The sequence below is a fragment of the Actinosynnema sp. NPDC050436 genome, from assembly GCF_040655415.1.
Classification (GTDB): Bacteria; Actinomycetota; Actinomycetes; order Mycobacteriales; family Pseudonocardiaceae; genus Actinosynnema.
Map to the genome: position 1 here is coordinate 127161 of NZ_JBFAJV010000002.1, position 18291 is coordinate 145451.

General features: G+C 69.8%; 13 protein-coding genes and 1 pseudogene. 10 read left to right on the forward strand and 4 right to left on the reverse strand.

Going from position 1 to position 18291, the window contains the following annotated elements; translation table 11 throughout:
* The first annotated feature begins 267 nt into the window (after positions 1-267).
* Together AB0I60_RS04800 and AB0I60_RS04805 are read left to right on the forward strand one after the other, a co-directional pair.
* On the forward strand, positions 268-618 hold the full coding sequence (locus tag AB0I60_RS04800; RefSeq protein ID WP_360725879.1) for a hypothetical protein: 351 nt from the start codon (positions 268-270) through the stop codon (positions 616-618).
* Positions 619-864: 246 nt separating this feature from the next.
* The gene (locus tag AB0I60_RS04805) at positions 865-1122 is read left to right on the forward strand and encodes an RNA-binding protein (RefSeq protein ID WP_360725880.1); all 258 of its coding nucleotides are present in this window, start codon (positions 865-867) and stop codon (positions 1120-1122) included.
* Between the two features lie 217 nt (positions 1123-1339).
* On the opposite strand, the pseudogene AB0I60_RS04810 reads toward AB0I60_RS04805, so the two are convergent.
* Positions 1340-1937 (reverse strand): annotated as a pseudogene (locus AB0I60_RS04810) (transposase); the annotation flags it as partial.
* 138 nt (positions 1938-2075) lie between these two features.
* Here AB0I60_RS04810 and AB0I60_RS04815 point away from each other — a divergent pair.
* Entirely contained in the window at positions 2076-2711 is a 636-nt protein-coding gene (locus AB0I60_RS04815) for an HNH endonuclease family protein (protein ID WP_360725881.1), read from the forward strand.
* 369 nt (positions 2712-3080) lie between these two features.
* A complete protein-coding gene (locus AB0I60_RS04820; protein ID WP_360725882.1) occupies positions 3081-4118 on the forward strand; it encodes a hypothetical protein in 1038 nt (345 codons plus the stop codon).
* Here the strand turns inward: AB0I60_RS04820 and AB0I60_RS04825 are convergent.
* On the reverse strand, positions 4080-5321 hold the full coding sequence (locus AB0I60_RS04825; protein ID WP_360725883.1) for a glycosyltransferase family 2 protein: 1242 nt from the start codon (positions 5319-5321) through the stop codon (positions 4080-4082). The genes AB0I60_RS04820 and AB0I60_RS04825 overlap by 39 nt on opposite strands.
* A gap of 479 nt (positions 5322-5800) precedes the next feature.
* On the opposite strand from AB0I60_RS04825, the gene AB0I60_RS04830 reads away from it, so the two are divergent.
* From AB0I60_RS04830 to AB0I60_RS04850, 5 genes are all read left to right on the forward strand, one after another.
* Entirely contained in the window at positions 5801-7324 is a 1524-nt protein-coding gene (locus AB0I60_RS04830) for an RICIN domain-containing protein (RefSeq protein ID WP_360725884.1), read from the forward strand.
* Between the two features lie 69 nt (positions 7325-7393).
* On the forward strand, positions 7394-8926 hold the full coding sequence (locus AB0I60_RS04835) for an RICIN domain-containing protein (protein WP_360725885.1): 1533 nt from the start codon (positions 7394-7396) through the stop codon (positions 8924-8926).
* Positions 8926-10122 carry an RICIN domain-containing protein gene (locus AB0I60_RS04840; RefSeq protein ID WP_360725886.1) on the forward strand — a complete coding sequence of 399 codons (1197 nt, stop codon included), beginning with the start codon at positions 8926-8928 and terminating at the stop codon, positions 10120-10122. The genes AB0I60_RS04835 and AB0I60_RS04840 overlap by 1 nt, the downstream gene beginning before the upstream one ends.
* Before the next feature lie 185 nt (positions 10123-10307).
* Entirely contained in the window at positions 10308-14090 is a 3783-nt protein-coding gene (locus tag AB0I60_RS04845) for an FAD-binding protein (RefSeq protein WP_360725887.1), read from the forward strand.
* 725 nt (positions 14091-14815) lie between these two features.
* Positions 14816-15214, forward strand: a complete 399-nt coding sequence (locus AB0I60_RS04850) for an RNA polymerase-binding protein RbpA (RefSeq protein ID WP_184671041.1) — start codon at positions 14816-14818, stop codon at positions 15212-15214.
* A 121-nt stretch (positions 15215-15335) separates the two neighbouring features.
* On the opposite strand, the gene AB0I60_RS04855 is transcribed toward AB0I60_RS04850, so the two are convergent.
* Together AB0I60_RS04855 and AB0I60_RS04860 are read right to left on the reverse strand one after the other, a co-directional pair.
* Positions 15336-16145 carry a hypothetical protein gene (locus AB0I60_RS04855; RefSeq protein WP_360725888.1) on the reverse strand — a complete coding sequence of 270 codons (810 nt, stop codon included), beginning with the start codon at positions 16143-16145 and terminating at the stop codon, positions 15336-15338.
* Positions 16142-16372 carry a hypothetical protein gene (locus AB0I60_RS04860; RefSeq protein WP_360725889.1) on the reverse strand — a complete coding sequence of 77 codons (231 nt, stop codon included), beginning with the start codon at positions 16370-16372 and terminating at the stop codon, positions 16142-16144. The genes AB0I60_RS04855 and AB0I60_RS04860 overlap by 4 nt, the downstream gene beginning before the upstream one ends.
* Before the next feature lie 1044 nt (positions 16373-17416).
* Here AB0I60_RS04860 and AB0I60_RS04865 point away from each other — a divergent pair.
* The gene (locus AB0I60_RS04865; RefSeq protein WP_360725890.1) at positions 17417-18223 is read left to right on the forward strand and encodes an NYN domain-containing protein; all 807 of its coding nucleotides are present in this window, start codon (positions 17417-17419) and stop codon (positions 18221-18223) included.
* Positions 18224-18291 lie beyond the last annotated feature (68 nt).

The following is an 18291-nucleotide window of genomic DNA, read 5'->3' on the forward strand; positions in this document are numbered from 1 at the left end:
CGAGTTACACCACTCGTTTGACAGACCCTTCGAGCTGGCCTGTAGCGGCGTGGAATGCCGGTGGCGCTTGCGGTGAGGTGAGCGGTCCGGCACCGCACCGGAGGTCGGCGGTGACGGGCCGGGTATGCCGGCGCGGTGTTTCATTCCATCGTGTGGCTTGTTTCCGTTACGGGCGGAGTGGCACCTAACGTGGCCGGTGAGCCGATTATCACCGGGAGGTAAGGCCGATGCAGCGTTCAGCAGACGGGCGGCGACACCGCCGCGGCGTTGGTCTACGACCAGCAGGGATCCCTGTACGTCTGGCGGCACTACGACCGGGACACCGGACGAATGAGGGTGCTCTTCCCACACGACCGGGTGTCTACCGAGGCCGGAGAGCTTCCCCTGCTGCGGATCTCCGTCGACGACTCGATGTCCATGGCGGAGCTGGAGGGTTCCCGCGGCCCGCACGGGTTCAGTGCCGTCGGCAACCTGCGGGACGGTATTGCTTTGTTCGTTCCGGGCCATCGATGGAACCTGCGCACCGACCGCAGCGGGGGCGAGCAGCGGTTGGTGTTGGACATCGTGCGGGAGGGCAGGACGACCGACACCAAGCTCATCGTGTCCCTGTCGGAGTGACGGCCATCCGGTGTGATGCAGGATGCACCCGCCAGGGCCGTGCGCGGCGTGCACGGTCCGACCGGAGCGCCGCGACGATCTTTGCATGCCTCACCGGCCACGGGCACGAGCGGACGTGTCGGGTGAACCGTCACCCGGTCGGGTCGCCGACGCCGACACCGGTCACATCACACCACGTACCCCCGAAGGGCCGGGGGCCGTCGTCCCCGACAACGATCGCTGCCGTTCGACAACGAGGAGACAGTGATGGCAATCAAGCTGTATGTGGGCAACCTGGCAACCGAGACCACTGACGAAGGACTCCGAAACGCCTTCGTCCAGTACGGGGAGGTCGTCGACGTGGCCGTCGAACGTGACGCCGAGACGGGCGGGTCCCGGGGCTTCGGCTACGTGGAGATGGCCTCCCGGGCTAAAGCCGACGTCGCGATCGCCGAACTCAACGGACACCACCTCCAAGGACGTCCGCTCGCCGTACGCGAGCACCGCGCACGACCCGGCCGCTGACACCACCGGATGACTTCCGTGCGGCATCGCGCCGCCCTCGCCCGGACGTGATCCCGCGGATGCGCGCGGTCGTCGATATGGGCGTGGGCAGCGTCCTGGACGAGCCCGCTCGCGCGAGGCGCGGTGTCCGGGGTGGGTCGATGGAGTCGGCGGCGACGTTCGGATCGAGGTGACTCGGGCGGTGGTCGGGCCCCGGCGCAGGGCTGCCGGGGTGTCCCTATGTGGTTGTCGAGCCGCAGTCGGGTCGACCGGGTTCGCGGTGTCTTCGGTAGTGGGTCTTGTCGTAGAACCTGGCGAACAGGACGTCGCAGCGGCGGTGGGTGAGTTCGGTCAGTGCGGCGTTGTGTTTCGTCCCCTGATCGCGTTTGCGCTGGTAGCAGGCGCTGCTGGTTGGATTGGAGAGGTCGGCGAACGTGGTGAGGGAGAACGAGCGTCTGAGTTTGCGGTTGCCGATGCGGGCCGGGTGCTCGCCCTTGATGGTGCTCCCGGAGATGCGGGTGACCGTGGCGACGCCGGCGGAGGTGGCCAGGGCGAGCGAAGCCCATGAACCCGAAGGCGTCGCCGATCTTGAGCAGGATGCGGGCGGCGGTCCTGACCCGATGCCCGGCATCGAGATCAGGACCCAGCGGGAGGGTGGGCATCGAGTATCCCCTCGACCACGGCGCGACCGGTTTGCATTGCAGGAGAACAATCTCGAGGCTGTCGGCCAGGCGGAGCAGCACCGTGTCTGCAGCGGCGGTGCCCGGAACGACGACGGTCTGCTCCTCCAGCGCGGTCGGGATCGAGGTGACGAGTCGTCGCCCACGCGGGCTGCGTGGGTGGTGGCGATCGCGGTGACCTTGCGGCGGCGTTGGCGATGCCGGTCGGGCCGCTGCTGCCAGCGACCGGTACTGCCCATGTGAATGCGCCAAGAGACTGAACGGAGGTGCGGTGGTATGCGGTTGTGGTCGCGGATGGTGACGGCGGCGGGAGTGCTGTCGGCAGCGATGGTCGTGCCGGACGTGGCGCACGCCGCAGAGCCGGCTGAGCGGATTCCGCTACGGGAGGCGGTGGCACGGCTGGTCGTGGCCGACGAGCAGCGGGACGGCTACGACCGCGACTTGTTCAAGCACTGGGTCGATGCGGATCACGACGGGTGCCACACCCGTGCCGAGGTGCTGCTGGTCGAGTCGGTCGAGGCACCGGAAACCGTGGGTCGGTGCACGCTGGTCGGTGGGCGCTGGCACTCCTACTACGACGATGTCGAGGTGGACAACGCGCGTGGTCTAGACATCGACCACATGGTGCCGTTGGCCGAGGCGTGGGACAGCGGGGCCTTCGGCTGGACGACGCAGCGGCGACAGGACTACGCCAACGATCTGGACGAGCCGGCGGCGCTGGTGGCGGTGACCGCACGGTCCAACCGCAGCAAGGCTGATCAGGACCCCTCCACCTGGCTGCCGCCGCACGATCCCGCAGTATGCCGCTATATCACCGACTGGGTCACGGTGAAGATCCGGTGGGCTCTGGCGGTCGACCCGGTCGAACACGAGGTTCTGGACGCTGAGGCGGCGCGGTGCCCGGATCTTGTCGTGGTCGAGCCCGCGTGACGACCGCTTGCGGATCGGCGGTCATGGTTCGGTGGCGTGTGGGTTGGCGGCTTGCCATGGGGTGGGAGGCGTCGGGCCCTGGGACCGCTGTCGGCTGCGAAATTCCCTCGATGGCGTCATTCCCGCGCGCCTTGATGCGAACTTCCGGAGCGCACGTGTACCGGGGCTGTCGCGTGGTTCCTCCTCGGAGGTGTGCCGGTGACCTGAACGGGGGACGGGGGGTGGCTGCGGGTGAGTGCCGTGAGTGCGGTGGGGGTCGGCCGGGACTGACGGGTTGGTCGGATGGTCGTTACGGTGCGGGGTGTGGTGTTCCTCGACATCGTTCCGGTCGGTCCGGCGGGTGCGGGCAAGAGTTGCCTGTTGGCCGCGATGAGACAGGGATTGGAGCAGTGGCAGTCGGCTCCGGCGCCGTCGCTGCGGCCCCACCCGGTGACCGCCCTCGCCTTGGAGGAGGCGTGGCTGTCGATGCGGACCGGCGGTGCTGGCGAACCCGCGGGTGGTGGGCGGCAGGCGCTGACCGACTTGTGGTTCGAGGCGGTGCCGGAGGGCGGAGGGCCGTTGTTCGAGATCCGGTTGGTCGATTACGACGGCGACGTCGCGATGGCGGCGGGGGGACGGCATCCGGTCGGCCGTGCTCTGGCGGCCCGGGTCCGCGCGGCCGACGCGGTGCTGTGCGTTCTGGACGGACGACGGGTCGCGGAGCTGCTCGACGGTGACCGCGACGGCTTCGAGCGGGACATGGCCGGGGTGTGGAAGCTGGCCGCGGGCCGGGGCAGGGCGGTGCGGTTCGTGGTGACCAAGTGGGACCTGCTGGAGGGTCGGGTCCCGTTGTCGCGGGTGCGCGAGGCGTTGCTGACCGTTCCGGGTTTCGCGGCCGTGCTCCGGCGCTGCTCGGGGCGGCCCGGCGGGATGGTGTCGACCGCGCTGGTCCCGGTCAGCGTCGCGAGTGAGGACGCCGGGAGGCAGGCGGTGGTGCCGTTGTTGTCGGTGCTGCCGCAGGTGTTGCGGGAGGCCGCCGGTCACCCGGGACGGGCGCGGGGGCGGAGCAGGGCGTTGGCGGCGGGGGTGGGGGCGAACTGGTTGTCCCAGGCGGTCACGGCGGTGGCGGTGCGGCAGGTGCTGCAGCGCCTGGTGGACGCCGTGCCGGAGCGCGGTGCGGCACGCCGCTGTGCGGGGCACGCGGCGGTGGGGGTGTCGATGCTGGTGGAGGCGGCGGTGCGGGCGTGGTGCGATCGCGTGGTGAACTCCGAAGAGGACGTGGGAGCGCGGGGGCGGGGCGTGCTGTTGGCCCGTGCGGCCCAGGCGTACGAGTGGCAGCTGCGCGATTTCCACCGCCGGTTCCCGGCCGCGGACCTGACCGGCGCGGTGTCACCGGCACCGAGGCTGCTGCGCCGCAGGGGCCGTTGAGCGGCGGTGCAGCGCCCGCGCGCCGAGCAGCGCCGTGGCGACCGCTCCGGTCGAGAGCAGGAATTTGCGTCGCCTGGTCATGGGGGTCAATGCCGGTCGGCGGCCGTGTCGGCCGGTCCAGGTGGTCAGGCTGCGCCCCAGCACCCATTCGCGGAACAGCCACCAAGCGGTCAGCGGGCCGGTGAGGTACTGCAGGGCCAGCCAGCTGGGCAGGCACTTGAAGGTGGTACGCCACCCCAGCTGTCGCGCGGCCACGGCGACCGACGCCGCGGAGATGATCACCCACAGCGGGCTCCACCAGCTGCGCAGGCCGCGCACCAGGCCGTGCCGGGCCAGGTATGGCAGCAGGCTGCAGGTGGCCAGTCCGCCGATCAGCGAGTCGATCACCTGGGAGGTGACCACGATGAACGATCCGCCGTCCATCGCCGGGGCCCGGTGCTTGACCATGGTCTGGGCGAACCCGGCGGTCCAGCGGTGCATCTGCGAGAGCAGTTCGGTGAGCGAGGTGGGTTCCTGGGTGTAGACCACCGCCTCGGGGGTGAAGCCGACGCGGTGGCCGAGGCGGTGCAGGGTCCAGGTGAGGTTGAAGTCCTCGGTGATGTTGTCGTCGGGGTAGCCGCCGACCGTGCGCAGCACCTCGGTGAGGTGGCAGTTGGCCATGCCGCTGAGCACCAGTTGGCGGCTGAACACGTCCTGCAGTGGACGGACCCAGCCGTTGGCGATGGCGTGGTAGAGCGTGCGGTAGCGGCTGTAGGGGGTGCTGGTGTCGGCGGGCAGCGCCGACGGGCAGGTCCCGGCATAGCCGCGGCGCAGGGTGTCCATCATCTGTTCCACAGCGCGAGGTGACAGGGTGGCGTCGGCGTCGAGCGCGACGACGGCGTCGCTGGTGATCCGGGACAGGGCCATGTTCTGCGCCGACGCCTTCGACCCGCCCTCGCCCTCAAGGACGACCACTCCCATGGCGCGGGCGATCTCAGCGGTGCGGTCGGAGCAGTTGTCCGCGACCACGATGATCTGGTCAATCGGATAGCTCTGCGCGCGGCAGGACCGGATGGTGTCCGCAATGGACGCTTCCTCGTTGTGCGCCGGAATCACCATCGACACACTGCTCGGGAATACTGACCATCCTTCTTTCGTAAAGCGGCCCGAGGTTGTCCCATTGTCTTCCGTCACTACTCTCAGATGTGTTTGTTGTGGCTCCATTCGAGCACGCTCCCAATCCAATCCGAACCAAGGCCGACACTGTCAGCAGGACCGCGCCGATACCGGTACTGGCCATCAGGGACATAACCCTCCCCATGTCTGGTCCCACTACACAGCACCGTTGTCCGGCACGCACATCCGGCATGCCCCGATCAGGTGCAGAGCGGTGTCGACGGCGGTATCGCTGACGGTGAAGGCGAGGCGATAATCCGTTCCGGATGTCCCCTCGGCGGGGGACGGAATCACCGGCATGGCCGAGACCGTCGGTGCCGGCGTACGTCTCGCGGTGTCTGCGTGTCGACGTCGATGCCCTGCACGAGTGATTCCCCGCCCTTCGAGCATTCGGCGGCGGGACTGCACACCTTCGGGTTGACCGGCCGGTCCGGTCATTCCATTCCGGGGCCGGAATTGTGATCCTCGGTTGGAGGTCCCCCACTGTGCGGAGACCCGTGGACCACGGACGAGGAGGCCGCTACACCATGCCCACCACTACACCGCTCTCACTGTCCAACATCGAGATCACGACCAACCCCGACTCGACGGCGAGTCACCGGGAGCCGGTGCAGGTGCAGCTGCCCGGAAGCGGCGTGATCCCCAAGATCGACGTTTACTTCGTCGTCGACAGCACGGGCAGCATGAGCGGCATCATCAACGCCGTCAAAGCCCGCGTCGAGGAGATCCTCAACCGGCTGGTGACCGAGGCGGGCACGGTGGGGGCCGACGTGCGGTTCGGTGTCGGCAACTACCGGGACATGGGTTTCCCGGTGTCCCAGCGCTTCCACCACCAGGTCTCGCTGACCTCCGACTCCACGGCTGCCGCGGGCGGTATCCGGGCATGGGACGTCGCCGGCGGCACGACCACCGCGGAAGGCCAGTTCTTCGCCTTGGACCACCTCGCGCAGCCGCCGGGCGGATCGATCGGCTGGCGCAACGACGCCAAGCGGATCATCCTGTGGATCGGCGACGCGCCCGGCCACGACCCGATCTGCCAGGCCGTGTCGGGTCTGACCTACGACATCACCGAAACCTCGGTGATCACCAAGCTCCAGGCGCAGGGCATCGTCGTGCTGGCGGTCAGCACCCCCTCGGGTTCGAGCGGTCCCGGTCTGGACGCCGACCCGAAGCCGGTGTCGGACGGCAGCCCGTACGTGGGCAACTGCGCCATCGGCGGGGCCGCGGGGCAGGGCAGCCGGATTGCCGCCGTGACCGGCGGCACCTACGCCGAGGGCATCACCCCGGTCACGATCGTCGACACCATCATCAACCTGGGCACCACCGGCATCAGCACGATCGGCAACCTGCGCCTCGTGCCGGACCCGGTGATCGCGCCGTTCGTGCACATCCAGCCCGCCGGCTACGGCCCCTTCCCGGGCACGACCGCGCAGGTCCTGGACTTCGACCTGGAGTTCCCCAGCGCCAAACCCGGCGCCGCGAGCACGGTCACCGTGCAGCAGTCGGTGCAGGGTGCGGTCGAGGTGGTCGTGGACGGCGTGTCCACCGGATCGATCACGGTGAAGGTCACCGTGCCCGACCTGAGCGGCCGCTACAAGATCCGCTGCACCCTGAGCAACCTCTACCTCCAGCTCGACGACCCGAACTGGAACGGCGACGGCGCCAACGTCGACCAGAACACCGACACCGGCCTGGACGCGCAGTGCTGGGAGCTGATCCCGGTCAGCGGCGGCGGGTACCGCATGAAGAATTGCGACTCGGCCCGCAACCGGTACCTGGAAGTCGTCGGCATGTCGACCAACAACGGTGCCGAGGTCCTCACCCGCGACGACCCCAGCGGCCCGCACAAGGAGTGGCTGTTCATCCCCGCCGGGGTCTCCATGAGCGGCAGCCCGGTGTTCCGCATCCAGAACCTGCACTCCGGCAAGGTCCTCGATGTCAAGAACCAAAGCCTCGACCCCGACGCGAGGGTGAGTCAGCAGGGCTACTGGGGCGACTATCCGACCCACCAGGAGAAGCACAACCAGCACTGGGTCCTGGAACGTGCCTGACACGACCGACGGTGACGCACGCCGCACCCCGTAGGGGCGGTCCGACGGCGAGATCAGGAGAACCACAGCATGCCTAGCACCGCCCAACTCTCCCCGAACAACATCGACGTGACCACGAATCCCCACTCGACCGGTGGCCATCGGGAGCGGGTCGAGGTCCGACTGCCCGGCAGCGGGGTGATTCCCAGGGTCGACGTCTACTTCCTGGCGGACAACACCGGCAGCATGGGGAGCATCATCGGCGCGGTGAGCGCCCAGGTCGAGGACATCCTCAACCGCCTGGTGACCGCCGCGAACGGGGTGGGCGCGGACGTCCACTTCGGCGTCGGCAACTACCTGGACATGGAGGACCCCCAGCCCGACCGCTTCCGCAATCAGGTGCCCCTGGGGCCCGCGCCCGGCACGGCCGCGGGCGGGATCCGCGCCTGGACGGCGGCGGGCGGCGGCAGCACCGTCGCCGAAGGCCAGTTCTACGCCTTCGACCAGCTCGCGCAGCCGCCGGGTGGGTCGACCGGCTGGCGCGCCGACGCCAAGCGGATCGTCGTCTGGATCGGCGACGCGCCCGGTCACGACCCGATCTGCCAGGCCGTGACGGGCCTGACCTACGACATCACCGAACCGTCGGTCACCGCCGAGCTCCAGGCGCAGGGCATCTTCGTGCTGGCCATCAGCACCGCGTCGGGCGGCGCGAACACCGGGCTCAACGCCGACCCGGTGCCGGTGTCCGGCGGCACCGTCTACCAGAGCCTGTGCGGCGTCTTGGGCGGGATGGCCGGACAGGGCTCGCGGATCGCCGCCGCGACCGGCGGGCAGTACCGCGACGGCATCACCCCCGCCACGGTGGTCCAGACGATCATCGACCTCGGCACCGCCGGCATCACCACCCTGGGCAACGTCAGCCTCGTCCCGGACCGGACCATCGCCCCGTTCGTGCACGTCCACCCCGTCGGCGGCTTCGGCCCCTTCACCGGCGCCCCTCCGAGCGCCCTGGACTTCGGGCTGGAGTTCCCCGCTGCGACCGCCCCGTCGGGCACACCGGCGACCCGGGAGATGTCGATGCGGGGCGAGGTCGAGGTGATCGTCGACGGCGTGACGACCGGCTCGACCACGGTGAAGATCACCGTGCCGGACCTGTCGGGCAAGTACAAGATCCAGAGCATCCTCAGCGACCTCTACCTCCAGCTCGACGACCCGAACTGGACCGGTGACGGCGCCAACGTCGACCAGAACGACTACAGCGGCCTGGAGGCGCAGCACTGGGAGCTGATCGCGGTCCCCGGTGGCGGCTACCGCATCAAGAACTGCGACCCGGCCCGCAACCGGTACCTGGAAGTCGTCGGGATGTCCCACGACGACGGCGACGAGGTCCTCACCCGCGACGACCCCGGCGGCCCGCACAAGGAGTGGCTGATCATCCCCGCTGGCTCCTCCGCCGCCACCGGCGCGGTCTCCCGCATCCAGAACCTGCACACCGGCAAGGTCCTGGACATCCAGGGCGGCAGCACCCAGCGCGACGCCCCGGTCTTCCAGTACTTCTACTGGGGTGACTACCCCACCTACCGGGAAAGGCACAACCAGCACTGGCGGCTGGAGCGCATCTGATGGCCGCGCCCCTGCACGTCCCGCTCATGCTGGTCAACACCGCCAGCGGCAAAGCCCTCGGCGCCGACGGCGCACGCGTTCGCCAAGGCTGGCCGGACGCCGACGACCCGGCACAGCACTGGTGCCTGGAACCCGTTCCCGCCGCCCGGCACACCGTCGTGGTGAAGAACACCGCCACCGGCATGCTGCTGTCGGTAGCCGGCGCCGCCGGGCACAACGGCGCCGAGGTCGTGCTCGCGTCACCGCAGGAACCACAGCGGCACCAGCACTGGCGGCTGGTGCCGCTGCGCGCCGGCGAACACGCCCTGGCCAACCTCGCCAGCGGCAAGTACCTGGACCTGTGGAACGCCGACACCGACCACGAACCCCGACTCGCCCAACACGACTTCTGGCACGGCCCCCAACAACGCTGGTCGCTGCGACCGGCCACCCGCCGCCGCAACACCCGGGCCGTGCTCACCCTCGTCCGCGACGAACCGGACTTCTTCCCCCGCTGGCTGGATTACTACTCCCGCTTCTTCGCCCCGGAGGACATCCACGTCCTGCACCACCAGCCGCCGGCCGACGCGCGACCCGACGACCGGTTCGTGCGCACCCCGATCCACCACGAGGTGTTCAGCAGCGACTGGCACCGCGACATCGTCCAACACCACCAGCACGACCTCATCGACCGCTACGACGTCGTGCTCAGCACCGACGTCGACGAGATCGTCGCCCCCGACCCGCGGTTCTGCGATCTCGGCGGCTACCTCGACCGCTTCGACCGGGATTTCGTCAACTGCACCGGCTACGAGGTCCTGCATCTGCACGACCGCGAACCCCCGCTCGACCCCGCGCGCGGCGTCCTGGCCCAGCGTTCCACCTGGTTCGCCAACCCGCTGTACTCCAAGCCCCTGCTCGCCCGCGTACCGATGACCTGGTTGGGCGGCTTCCACGAACGCGTCGACCACGCCACCGACCAGGACCCGAACCTGTACCTGATCCACCTGCACCGCATGGACTACGACACCTGCCTGCGCCGCCACCGCACCCGCACCACCCACCAGACCGCGCAGGACGACATCGACAACTACCGCGGCTACCAGAACCGCATCGTCGAGCCCGAGCAGTTCCACCACTGGTTCTACAACGACCGGGTCAACGGCGAGCCCATCCACCCCGAACCCGTCCCGGAGCACTGGCGGACCCTCGTCTGAGGCGCACCCCGAGGTCCCCGAGCCAGGCCGAGCGTCCCGTGCGTCGCCAGGCCGACGACGCGAGTCGGCGACGCAGGGTGGTCACCCACCGCTCTCTTCGAATCGGCATGTTGTCGCCGATCGAGCGAGGCGTTCACGCGTTCGGCAGATCGACTCCTACTCCGGTTGGCTGCATGATCGTTTCTGTGTCACACACCTGCGCCCCGGAGTGGGACGTCGCCGAGCGGCAGGCACGCGGCTGGGCCGTCCGCGTCGGGTTGACCGCCGACCCGGACAGCGCGCGTGGAACAGCCAGGACGGGACACGGCCGCATGGCGGGCTGGTCGGCGCCGCACGGCTCCGGAGGGGCGGAGCTGGGACTGCTCGCGCGGTGGAGTGCGTTCATCGCGGTCGTCGACGACGGCTTCGACCGCGAGCAGGCCCCACCCGATCGGGTGCGGGCGCTGTTGGACGAGCTGATCGGGGTGATGGAGGGAACCGGCACGTCGAGTGGGCACCCGGCTGCGGTGGCGCTGGCGGAGCTGTGGCCGCGCACCCTGATCGGGGCCGTACCCGGCTGGGCGGCGCGGTTCGTCGGGTTGTACCGGCGGTTCGCCGACGCCACCTGCGCTGAGGTCGAGCTGCGCGCCCGCGGCACGCGGGTGGGATTGGCGGACTACCTGGCGTTGCGCCGGCACACCATCACGGCGTTGCCGATGATCGCGCTGGTCGAACGCGCGATGTCCGTGCACCCCGACCTGGACGACCTGCGTGACGTCACCGCCGACATCGTCGCGTGGGCCAACGACATCGCCTCGGCGAAGCGGGAGTTGGCCGAGGGCGCGGAGAACCTGGTGGGTGTGCTGGCCCGCGAGCACGGCTGCGACCTGCCGGAGGCCGCCGCGCGGGCGCGGATGATGCTGGAGCGTCGTCTGGAGGACTTCGACGCCGCCACCGGCGATGCCGAGCGGATCGCGGTGTTGCGCCGGTTCCGCGACGGGGCGCTGGCCTGGCAGGGGGAGACGCACCGCAATGCGCCGGGAGCGCTGCCCGGCAGCGGCGGGCGCGGCATCGGGCCGTTGGTGCGGCACCTGGCGGTGGCGGTGCGCGGCACGGGCGCGGTGGACGACCGGTGCGGCAGCCGCGTGCTGGAGTCGGCGCTGCTGCTGGCCCTGCTGCGCGCCGACGACTCCCACCCGCACGAACGGCGACGGCTCACCGACTTCCTGACGCGCGGGCGACCGGACGCCGATGCGGTCGACGCCCTGCTGATCGACGCGTGCCTGCACCCGCGCGACACCGCGCCCCGGGTGGCCGAGCGTGCCGCCGCGCTGCCCGCGATGACGGGTCGGGGCACCGCGGGCCGGGGCCGGTTGAAAGAGGTCATGCTGCGCACGGTGCTGCACCTGCTGTGCGGCGCGCCGCTGGATCACCGGGACGCACCGGCGGCCGTGCCGCCGGAGGGGATCACCATCTTCACCGACGTGCACCTGCTGGCCACCAGGATCATCCACGCGCACGCGTGCGGACGGCCGCACACGGTCTCCGACGTCGACCGCGACCGGCTCGTCGGTCTGCTGCGCGGCAGCCGCGACCGGCTGCTGTGGGAGGCCAGCGCCACCACCCACCTGCTGGGCCTGCACGCCGTGCACACCTTCCGCCGCACGGACCGGGCCGTGGCCGACGGCCTGCTCCGGCTCACCCTCGCGCTCAACGACGACGGCGGGATGCCGTTCCTGGACAGCCAGGACCTGTGGCTGACCGCCGTCGCCGGGCTGGAGTTCACCCACCACCCTGAACTCGCACCCCTCACCCGCCGCATGGCCGACCTCGTCGCGTCCTGGCAGGCGCCCGACGGCGGCTGGCCGTTCGCCACCGGCATGCGCCAGACCGACGTGGACACCACCACCAGGTGCGTGGAATTCCTCAACACCATGCCCACGCGGCATCCGGCGGCTCTGTCCCGGGCCACCGACTACCTCACCGTGATCGCCCACCCCGACGGCGGCTTCCCGACCTGGGTGCGCGGCGACCAACCGGACCTGGACATGACCGCCGGCGTCATCCTCGCCCTGGCCCCGGCACCGGACCGCCACCGCGAGCTGCTCACCCGCGCGGCGGACTTCGTGCTGGCCGCCCAGCGCCCCGACGGCACCTTCGAGCGCAGCTGGACCATCAGCGAGTCCAGCGCCATCCAGCGCGCACTCGACGCCCTGCACGCCACACCCGACCTGGCCGCGAGCCCGGAGGTGGCAGCGGCGACGCGGCGCGCGGTCGCCCGACTGGTCGACACCCAGCACGCCGACGGCGGCTGGGGCCACACCCCGGACGAGCCCGGCGACGTGCTGTCCACCGCCCAGGCCCTGTCAGCAGTGGCACGCCACGGCCCGCCCGAGGCCGCGCTACGCGCCCTCGCGTACCTGACCGACCACCAGGACGACGACGGCGGCTTCACCTCACGGCCCGACCAGGTCGGCCCACGACCGCTGCCGTTCGACTACCCCGTCCTCGCCGACCTCCACGCCCTCACCGCGCTGCGCCGCGCCAGGACCGCCGCCAGGACATCCCGATCCGTCCCGTCGAACAGGCGGCGACGGTTCGCCGGCCTCGCCGAGGGCATCGAGGGTCTGGTGCTGGAACCGGGTGACGCCGCCTACGAGCAGGCCCGGCTGCTGGTCAACCAGCGCTTCGACACCGTGCGCCCACAGGCGGTGGTCTACCCCGCCACACCACACGACGTCGTCGAGTGCGTGCGCTACGCCCGCGCCGGCCGAGTCCCGTTGGCATTGCGCTCCGGCGGCCACAGCTACGCCGGCTACTCCACCGGCCCGGGTCTCGTCCTCGACGTCGGCGCCCTCGACACCACCCGGGTCGCCGGCGGCCGAGCCCGGATCGGCGCCGGGGCCAAGGCAGGGCAGGCGCACCTGGCACTGGCCGCGACCGGTGCCGGACTGCCGCTGGGCCGCTGCCCCACGGTCGGCGTGGCCGGCGTCACCCTCGGCGGTGGGATGAGCGCCTTCACCCGAACCTGGGGCCTGGCGTGCGACCGCCTGCTCAGCGCGGAGATCGTCACCGCGGACGGCAGCCTGCGCCGGGTCGACGCCGAAGCCGAACCCGACCTGTTCTGGGCGCTGCGCGGCGGTGGCGGCGGCAACTTCGGCGTGGTGACCGACCTGGAGTTCACCACCACCGACATCAGGGACCTGTCCTTCACCACGTTCCTGCTCACCTGGCCCGAACGCGACCTGCCCGCCCTGCTGCGGGGATGGACCGCCTGGCACACCGACCCCGCCACCCCACGCGAGATCCGCAGCGTGGTCGAACTGCTCAGCGACCGGGGCAGCCCCGCACCACCCGCGGTGACCGGCACGTTCACCGGCACCCCGGCCGAACTGCACCCGGTGCTGGACCGCATGGTCGCCGCGATCGGCCACCCCGAGACCGGGCGCACCCTCGTGCCGTGCGGCTACGCACAGGCGGCCTCGGAAGCCGAACGCTGGGGCGGCGGCACGTGGGGCGCACGGGTCGCCTTCGCCGCCAAGTCCCACATCGTCCGCACCCCGATCACCCCGACCGCGGCGCAGGACCTCGCCACCGCGGTCCGCCGCATCCCCGGATGCGGCGGAGCGAGCGGCCTGGTCCTCGAAGCGCTCGGCGGTGCCGTCTCCGACCTTCCACCGACCGCGACCGCGTTCCCGCACCGCACGGCGCTCGGCGTGGTGCAGTACCACTCCTACTGGGACCAGCGCACCGACCCGGACGACGTCCGGCGACGGCTGACCTGGCTGCGCGAGGTGCACGCCACGATGCAACCGCACCTGGGCACCGGCGGCTACACCAACGGCATGGACCCCGAACTGACCGACTGGCTCACCGCCTACCACGGCGACAACCACCACAAGCTCCGGCGGGTGAAGGCCACCGTCGACCCCGACGGTCTGTTCACCTTCCCCCAGTCCATCCCACCCGACCACGACCGGCACCCCTGACCGCGCTGTGCGGAAGCAGCCGCGTGGTGCGCTCGGCGGCATGGTGACAGCGGGCACGTGCGGTGATCGGCAAGTGCGGCGAAGTAACCAACGGCGTCGATCCGGACGGCGTCACGCCGGCCCATGCCGCCGCGATCGGCCCTTGACCGGTTCCTACCCCGAACAGGACGGTGGTTTCACGTGGATGGCACGGCTGCGCCCACGACCTTCCCGGCATGCCGTTGACCCGGGTAAGCCGGGTCAACGATCACCCGAAGAGGTCGCCGTCGTCGACACCCGCCACACCACACCGGCTCCCCGGACAACCCGGAACCGTCCTCCCCGACATACACCGCCGTTCGACGAGGAGACGATCGACGCAAATAACGCGATACGAAAAACCTGAGGCCCATACCACCGACGAACGACTCCGCGACACCCTCGCCGGGGGTGCAGGAAGTCCGTCGTCGGCCGTCCGACCCCTTCCCCGTGCCGAAAGCGCATGCCAACGGGGGGCGGAAGCCACGCGCCAAGCGTACTCATGGCGGACGACGAACCTAGCCAATGTACTCAATGTCGATCGCCTCAACACTTGATCCGGTTAAGGATCCTGTCCGGGTTCGGTGTGGTGCTGCGCGGGCGCGGCGGCGCTACCCGGACCAAAACCAAAGCCTCATAGCCCGACGCCAGCGGGCACGAGAACGGCTCGCGACACCAGCCCACCCGATACGCGAGCGGAGATCATGATGCCCAGACGGGTCTTGCGGGGCTACCGCCTGGGGACACCCACCGGCGAACCGGATCGCGAGGCACGGCCGGCACCGCGGGTGCAGGTCCGCTTCGCGTGCCGCAGAGGGCACGAGTTCACCGTGCCGTTCTCGACCGACGCCGAGATCCCCGCCGTCTGGACCTGTCCCCGACACGGCATCGAGCACTGCCTCCGCATCGACGACGATTCCGACTGGCAACCACCCAAAGGCAAGCCTCCACGCACGCACTACGTCATGCTGCTGGAGCGACGCAGCGTCGCCGATCTCGAAGTCCTCGTCGACCAGGCCCTCGCAGGCATCCGCCGACAGCGCAGCTCGCCCTACGGTCGCGTTCCCATCGGCGACCGGAGCTACGGCTTCCGCTTCGAGCCGTGACCCCGCGCTGCCCGAGGCGTCGCTCGGGAAGCGCGGATCGTGAAGTTGCCGCTGCGTTCGACATGCTCGCTGGTTGTCGGCGTGCGCGTTCGTACGGCACGCGCACGCCGGCCAGTTGGCATTACCCGAGCACCACGACCACAACGATGAGCGCAACGACCGCCAGCAGGAGCGCAACGAGCAGCGTGGCGTTCACCGAAGAGGTTGTTCGCGCACTCGTCCCGCTGGTCTCGTCGGCCCGCGCCGGTCGATTGATCACCGGCGAGGGGATGCTGCGGCGGACAGGACGATTGCGCTCGGAACGTAGACGTTCCCACGCCATCAGGAAGTGCCCGACGTCGTTCGGGCGTCCGGCGTGTTCACACAACACAGCCAGCAAAACCCGTACGCGGTCCTTGTGCGCCGGCAAGGACGGCTCGTCCGCGTTGCTCTCAGACAGGTACCTGCTCAGAGTCGATCGTTCCCAGGTGTGCTTCGGATTCTGCTTCCGCATCTTCTCCGAGAGCTCCCGAAAGGTCAGCTCGTCCTTCATCGACCTCAGCGCGTCTCTGAACAGCGCTTTGGTGGTGAGAGCGGCGATGTCCGGCGGCAGCGCGTCGCGCCGCGGGAGATGCTCTGCCAGCTGTCGATAGGTGCGCTGGCAGACGGCGACGTCATCGTCGTCGGCCCACAGCTCGCGCAGGATCGTGGCGTAGACCTCCCACTCGACCAGCGGCGGGGTGGCGGCGAAGGCGGCTCGCACGTCTTCGAGCGGAAGGCCGGTGCGATCGGCGAGCAGCACGTCGGTCCAGGTCTGCCCGTCCTTGGGCTGCTCGTAGAGGCTGTTCAGCACGGCCTGCAACGGCCACGCGTCGGGCCGCCTGCCGCCGGCGCCGAAGCCTCCGGGTCCGCGCTGGTTGAAGTTCGATTCGGGCATGTCGATCGTGGTCACCTTGCTGCGCCGTCACGCGCAGGGCCCGCCTGCTTGTTGGTCGTCGATCGCACCGCCGTGGTGATGAGCCAGGCCGCGACACCGGCCGCGCCCGTGAGCGGTTGGCCGAGCAACACCAGGACGACGACGAACGCCGCGGCGATGGTGAAGGTGCCGATCTGGACGAGGGGGGTCGCGCCGCAACTCGTGCGAGGCGTGATCGCCAAGGGTGCCGGAAGCACGGACATCGGATGGTCTCCAAAGGGTTGGACGTCGGGTGAACGGTGAAGTCCCGATCGCGAGGGCAAACCGACTGGTGGTGGCCGCCACGGCCCCGCGAGGGCTTCACCATCTTCACCGACTTTCCGACGCAAACACCGACCTGGACCGAAATTCGATGTGCCGACATCAAGGTGGGCTGCCTCACACTTTCTGGGGCTTGGCGAGGAGGGCGTTGGATGCGCCGGAAATGCGCCTCTACCTGGGAAAACTCGGGGCGAGCGCTGACCGTCTGCCCATTACCGCTGGTCAGACGGGGTGGGCGGCCTGTCCCATATGCCCTCGTTCAGGGGCACTGACGGTGACGGCACGGCATACCGTGGAGGCGCCCTCCGGGCACACCGATGGCCGTATGCAGGGCGAACAGGTTCCGAAGGCACTCTTCTCAATGGACGTCGGGTGGACTTCGGGCTCAAAGGTTGGGCGTTCCTCGTGGCCGCGAGGGGCGCCCAACCTGTCCCATTCCGCTGGTCAGACGGCCTGTAGCGAGCCGGACCGCGTGTAAAGTGCCTGCTCAGCGCGTTGCACCCGTCTAAAAAGGATGGTCTGGAGCCTGCATCACTGCTGGTCAATCGACTTCTTCGAGCGCATATTCGGCGAGAAAGCCCTGGTCCAGCCCGGTCCACTCTCCCCATCGGGCATGTCGAGGCGCCAAACCAGGCGCTCAGACCTCTCCGGACGCTCCGAAACCGCTGCTCACAGGCCATACCCGCCTTCTCGACGCGTGCAGCCTGCCCGACCGTGGCGCCGAAAGGAAAGCCGTGTTTCCGCAGGTCACGATCGTTTGACTTGCTTTCGTGGTCTCGAGACTTGCCGATCGAGGCGCGGTACGACGCGAACAGAACCCTGTCGCCGAAGACGAACGTCCGATAAAACCGCTGTTCAATCCCGGTACACGGGTATCGGCGAGGCCCGGATCGAGGTCAGCCGGCACCGAGCTGAGGGCGAATATGCGGGCGTGCTCAGCCGGTCGCGGCATCAAGCCGCGGTTTGGAGCCGTCGATGGGCAGGAGGTGCAAGCATTCGCAGCAGAAGGCCGGGCCCAGCAGGTCAACGCCTCGGTCGGGGTCTACGTGGACTTCGAAAACCTGGTCTGCGGCGCGGGCCGAGGGCTGCCCGGTCGGGCCAACCCGGTGCCGTACGCCGCGATCACCCGGCTGTGCCGGGACTACGGCAACGCGGTCATCCGCCGCGCGTACGCGGACTGGGCGAATCCGCAGTTCGGGCGCTATCAGCAGGACCTGGCGATGAACGGCGTCGACTTGATCCAGGTGGTCCGTTTCGGCGTGGTCCGCAAGAACGCCGCCGACATCCGGATGGCCGTCGACGCGATGGAAACCCTGATCACCCACCCCGAGGTCAGCGTGTTCGTGCTGGTCGCGGGCGACGGCGACTACACCCCGCTGGTGCAGCGGCTACGGGAGTTCGGCAAGCACGTGGTCGGGGTGGGAACCGAGGCCAACGCCGGCCCGCGGCTGGTGTCGGTGTGCTCGGAGTACAAGTACTGGGGCACCCTGGTCGCGCAGGTCGAGCCCGAGCCGGGCGACCACCTCGCCGACGAGTTCGACATCACCACCGCCGAGAACCTGCTGGTCACGGTTACGGAGCAGGCCACCGTCGCCACCCCGACCGCCGGGTGGGCCAAGAACAGGATGACTTCCCTGGACCCGGCGTTCGACGAGCGCAACTACGGCTGTCGCAGCTTCCGAAACTTCCTCGCCCGCGTGGCGCACCGCGTCACCGTGGTGGGTGCCTCGGGCGACGACATCACCTTGGCGCTCACAAGCCCTGTTCCGGTTGACCAGCCGGAACAGCCCTGAACCGCGCCGAGTCGGACATCGATCCGTCAGGGCGCGAGGTCGAGGTACTGCTCGTCCCATCGCCGGCG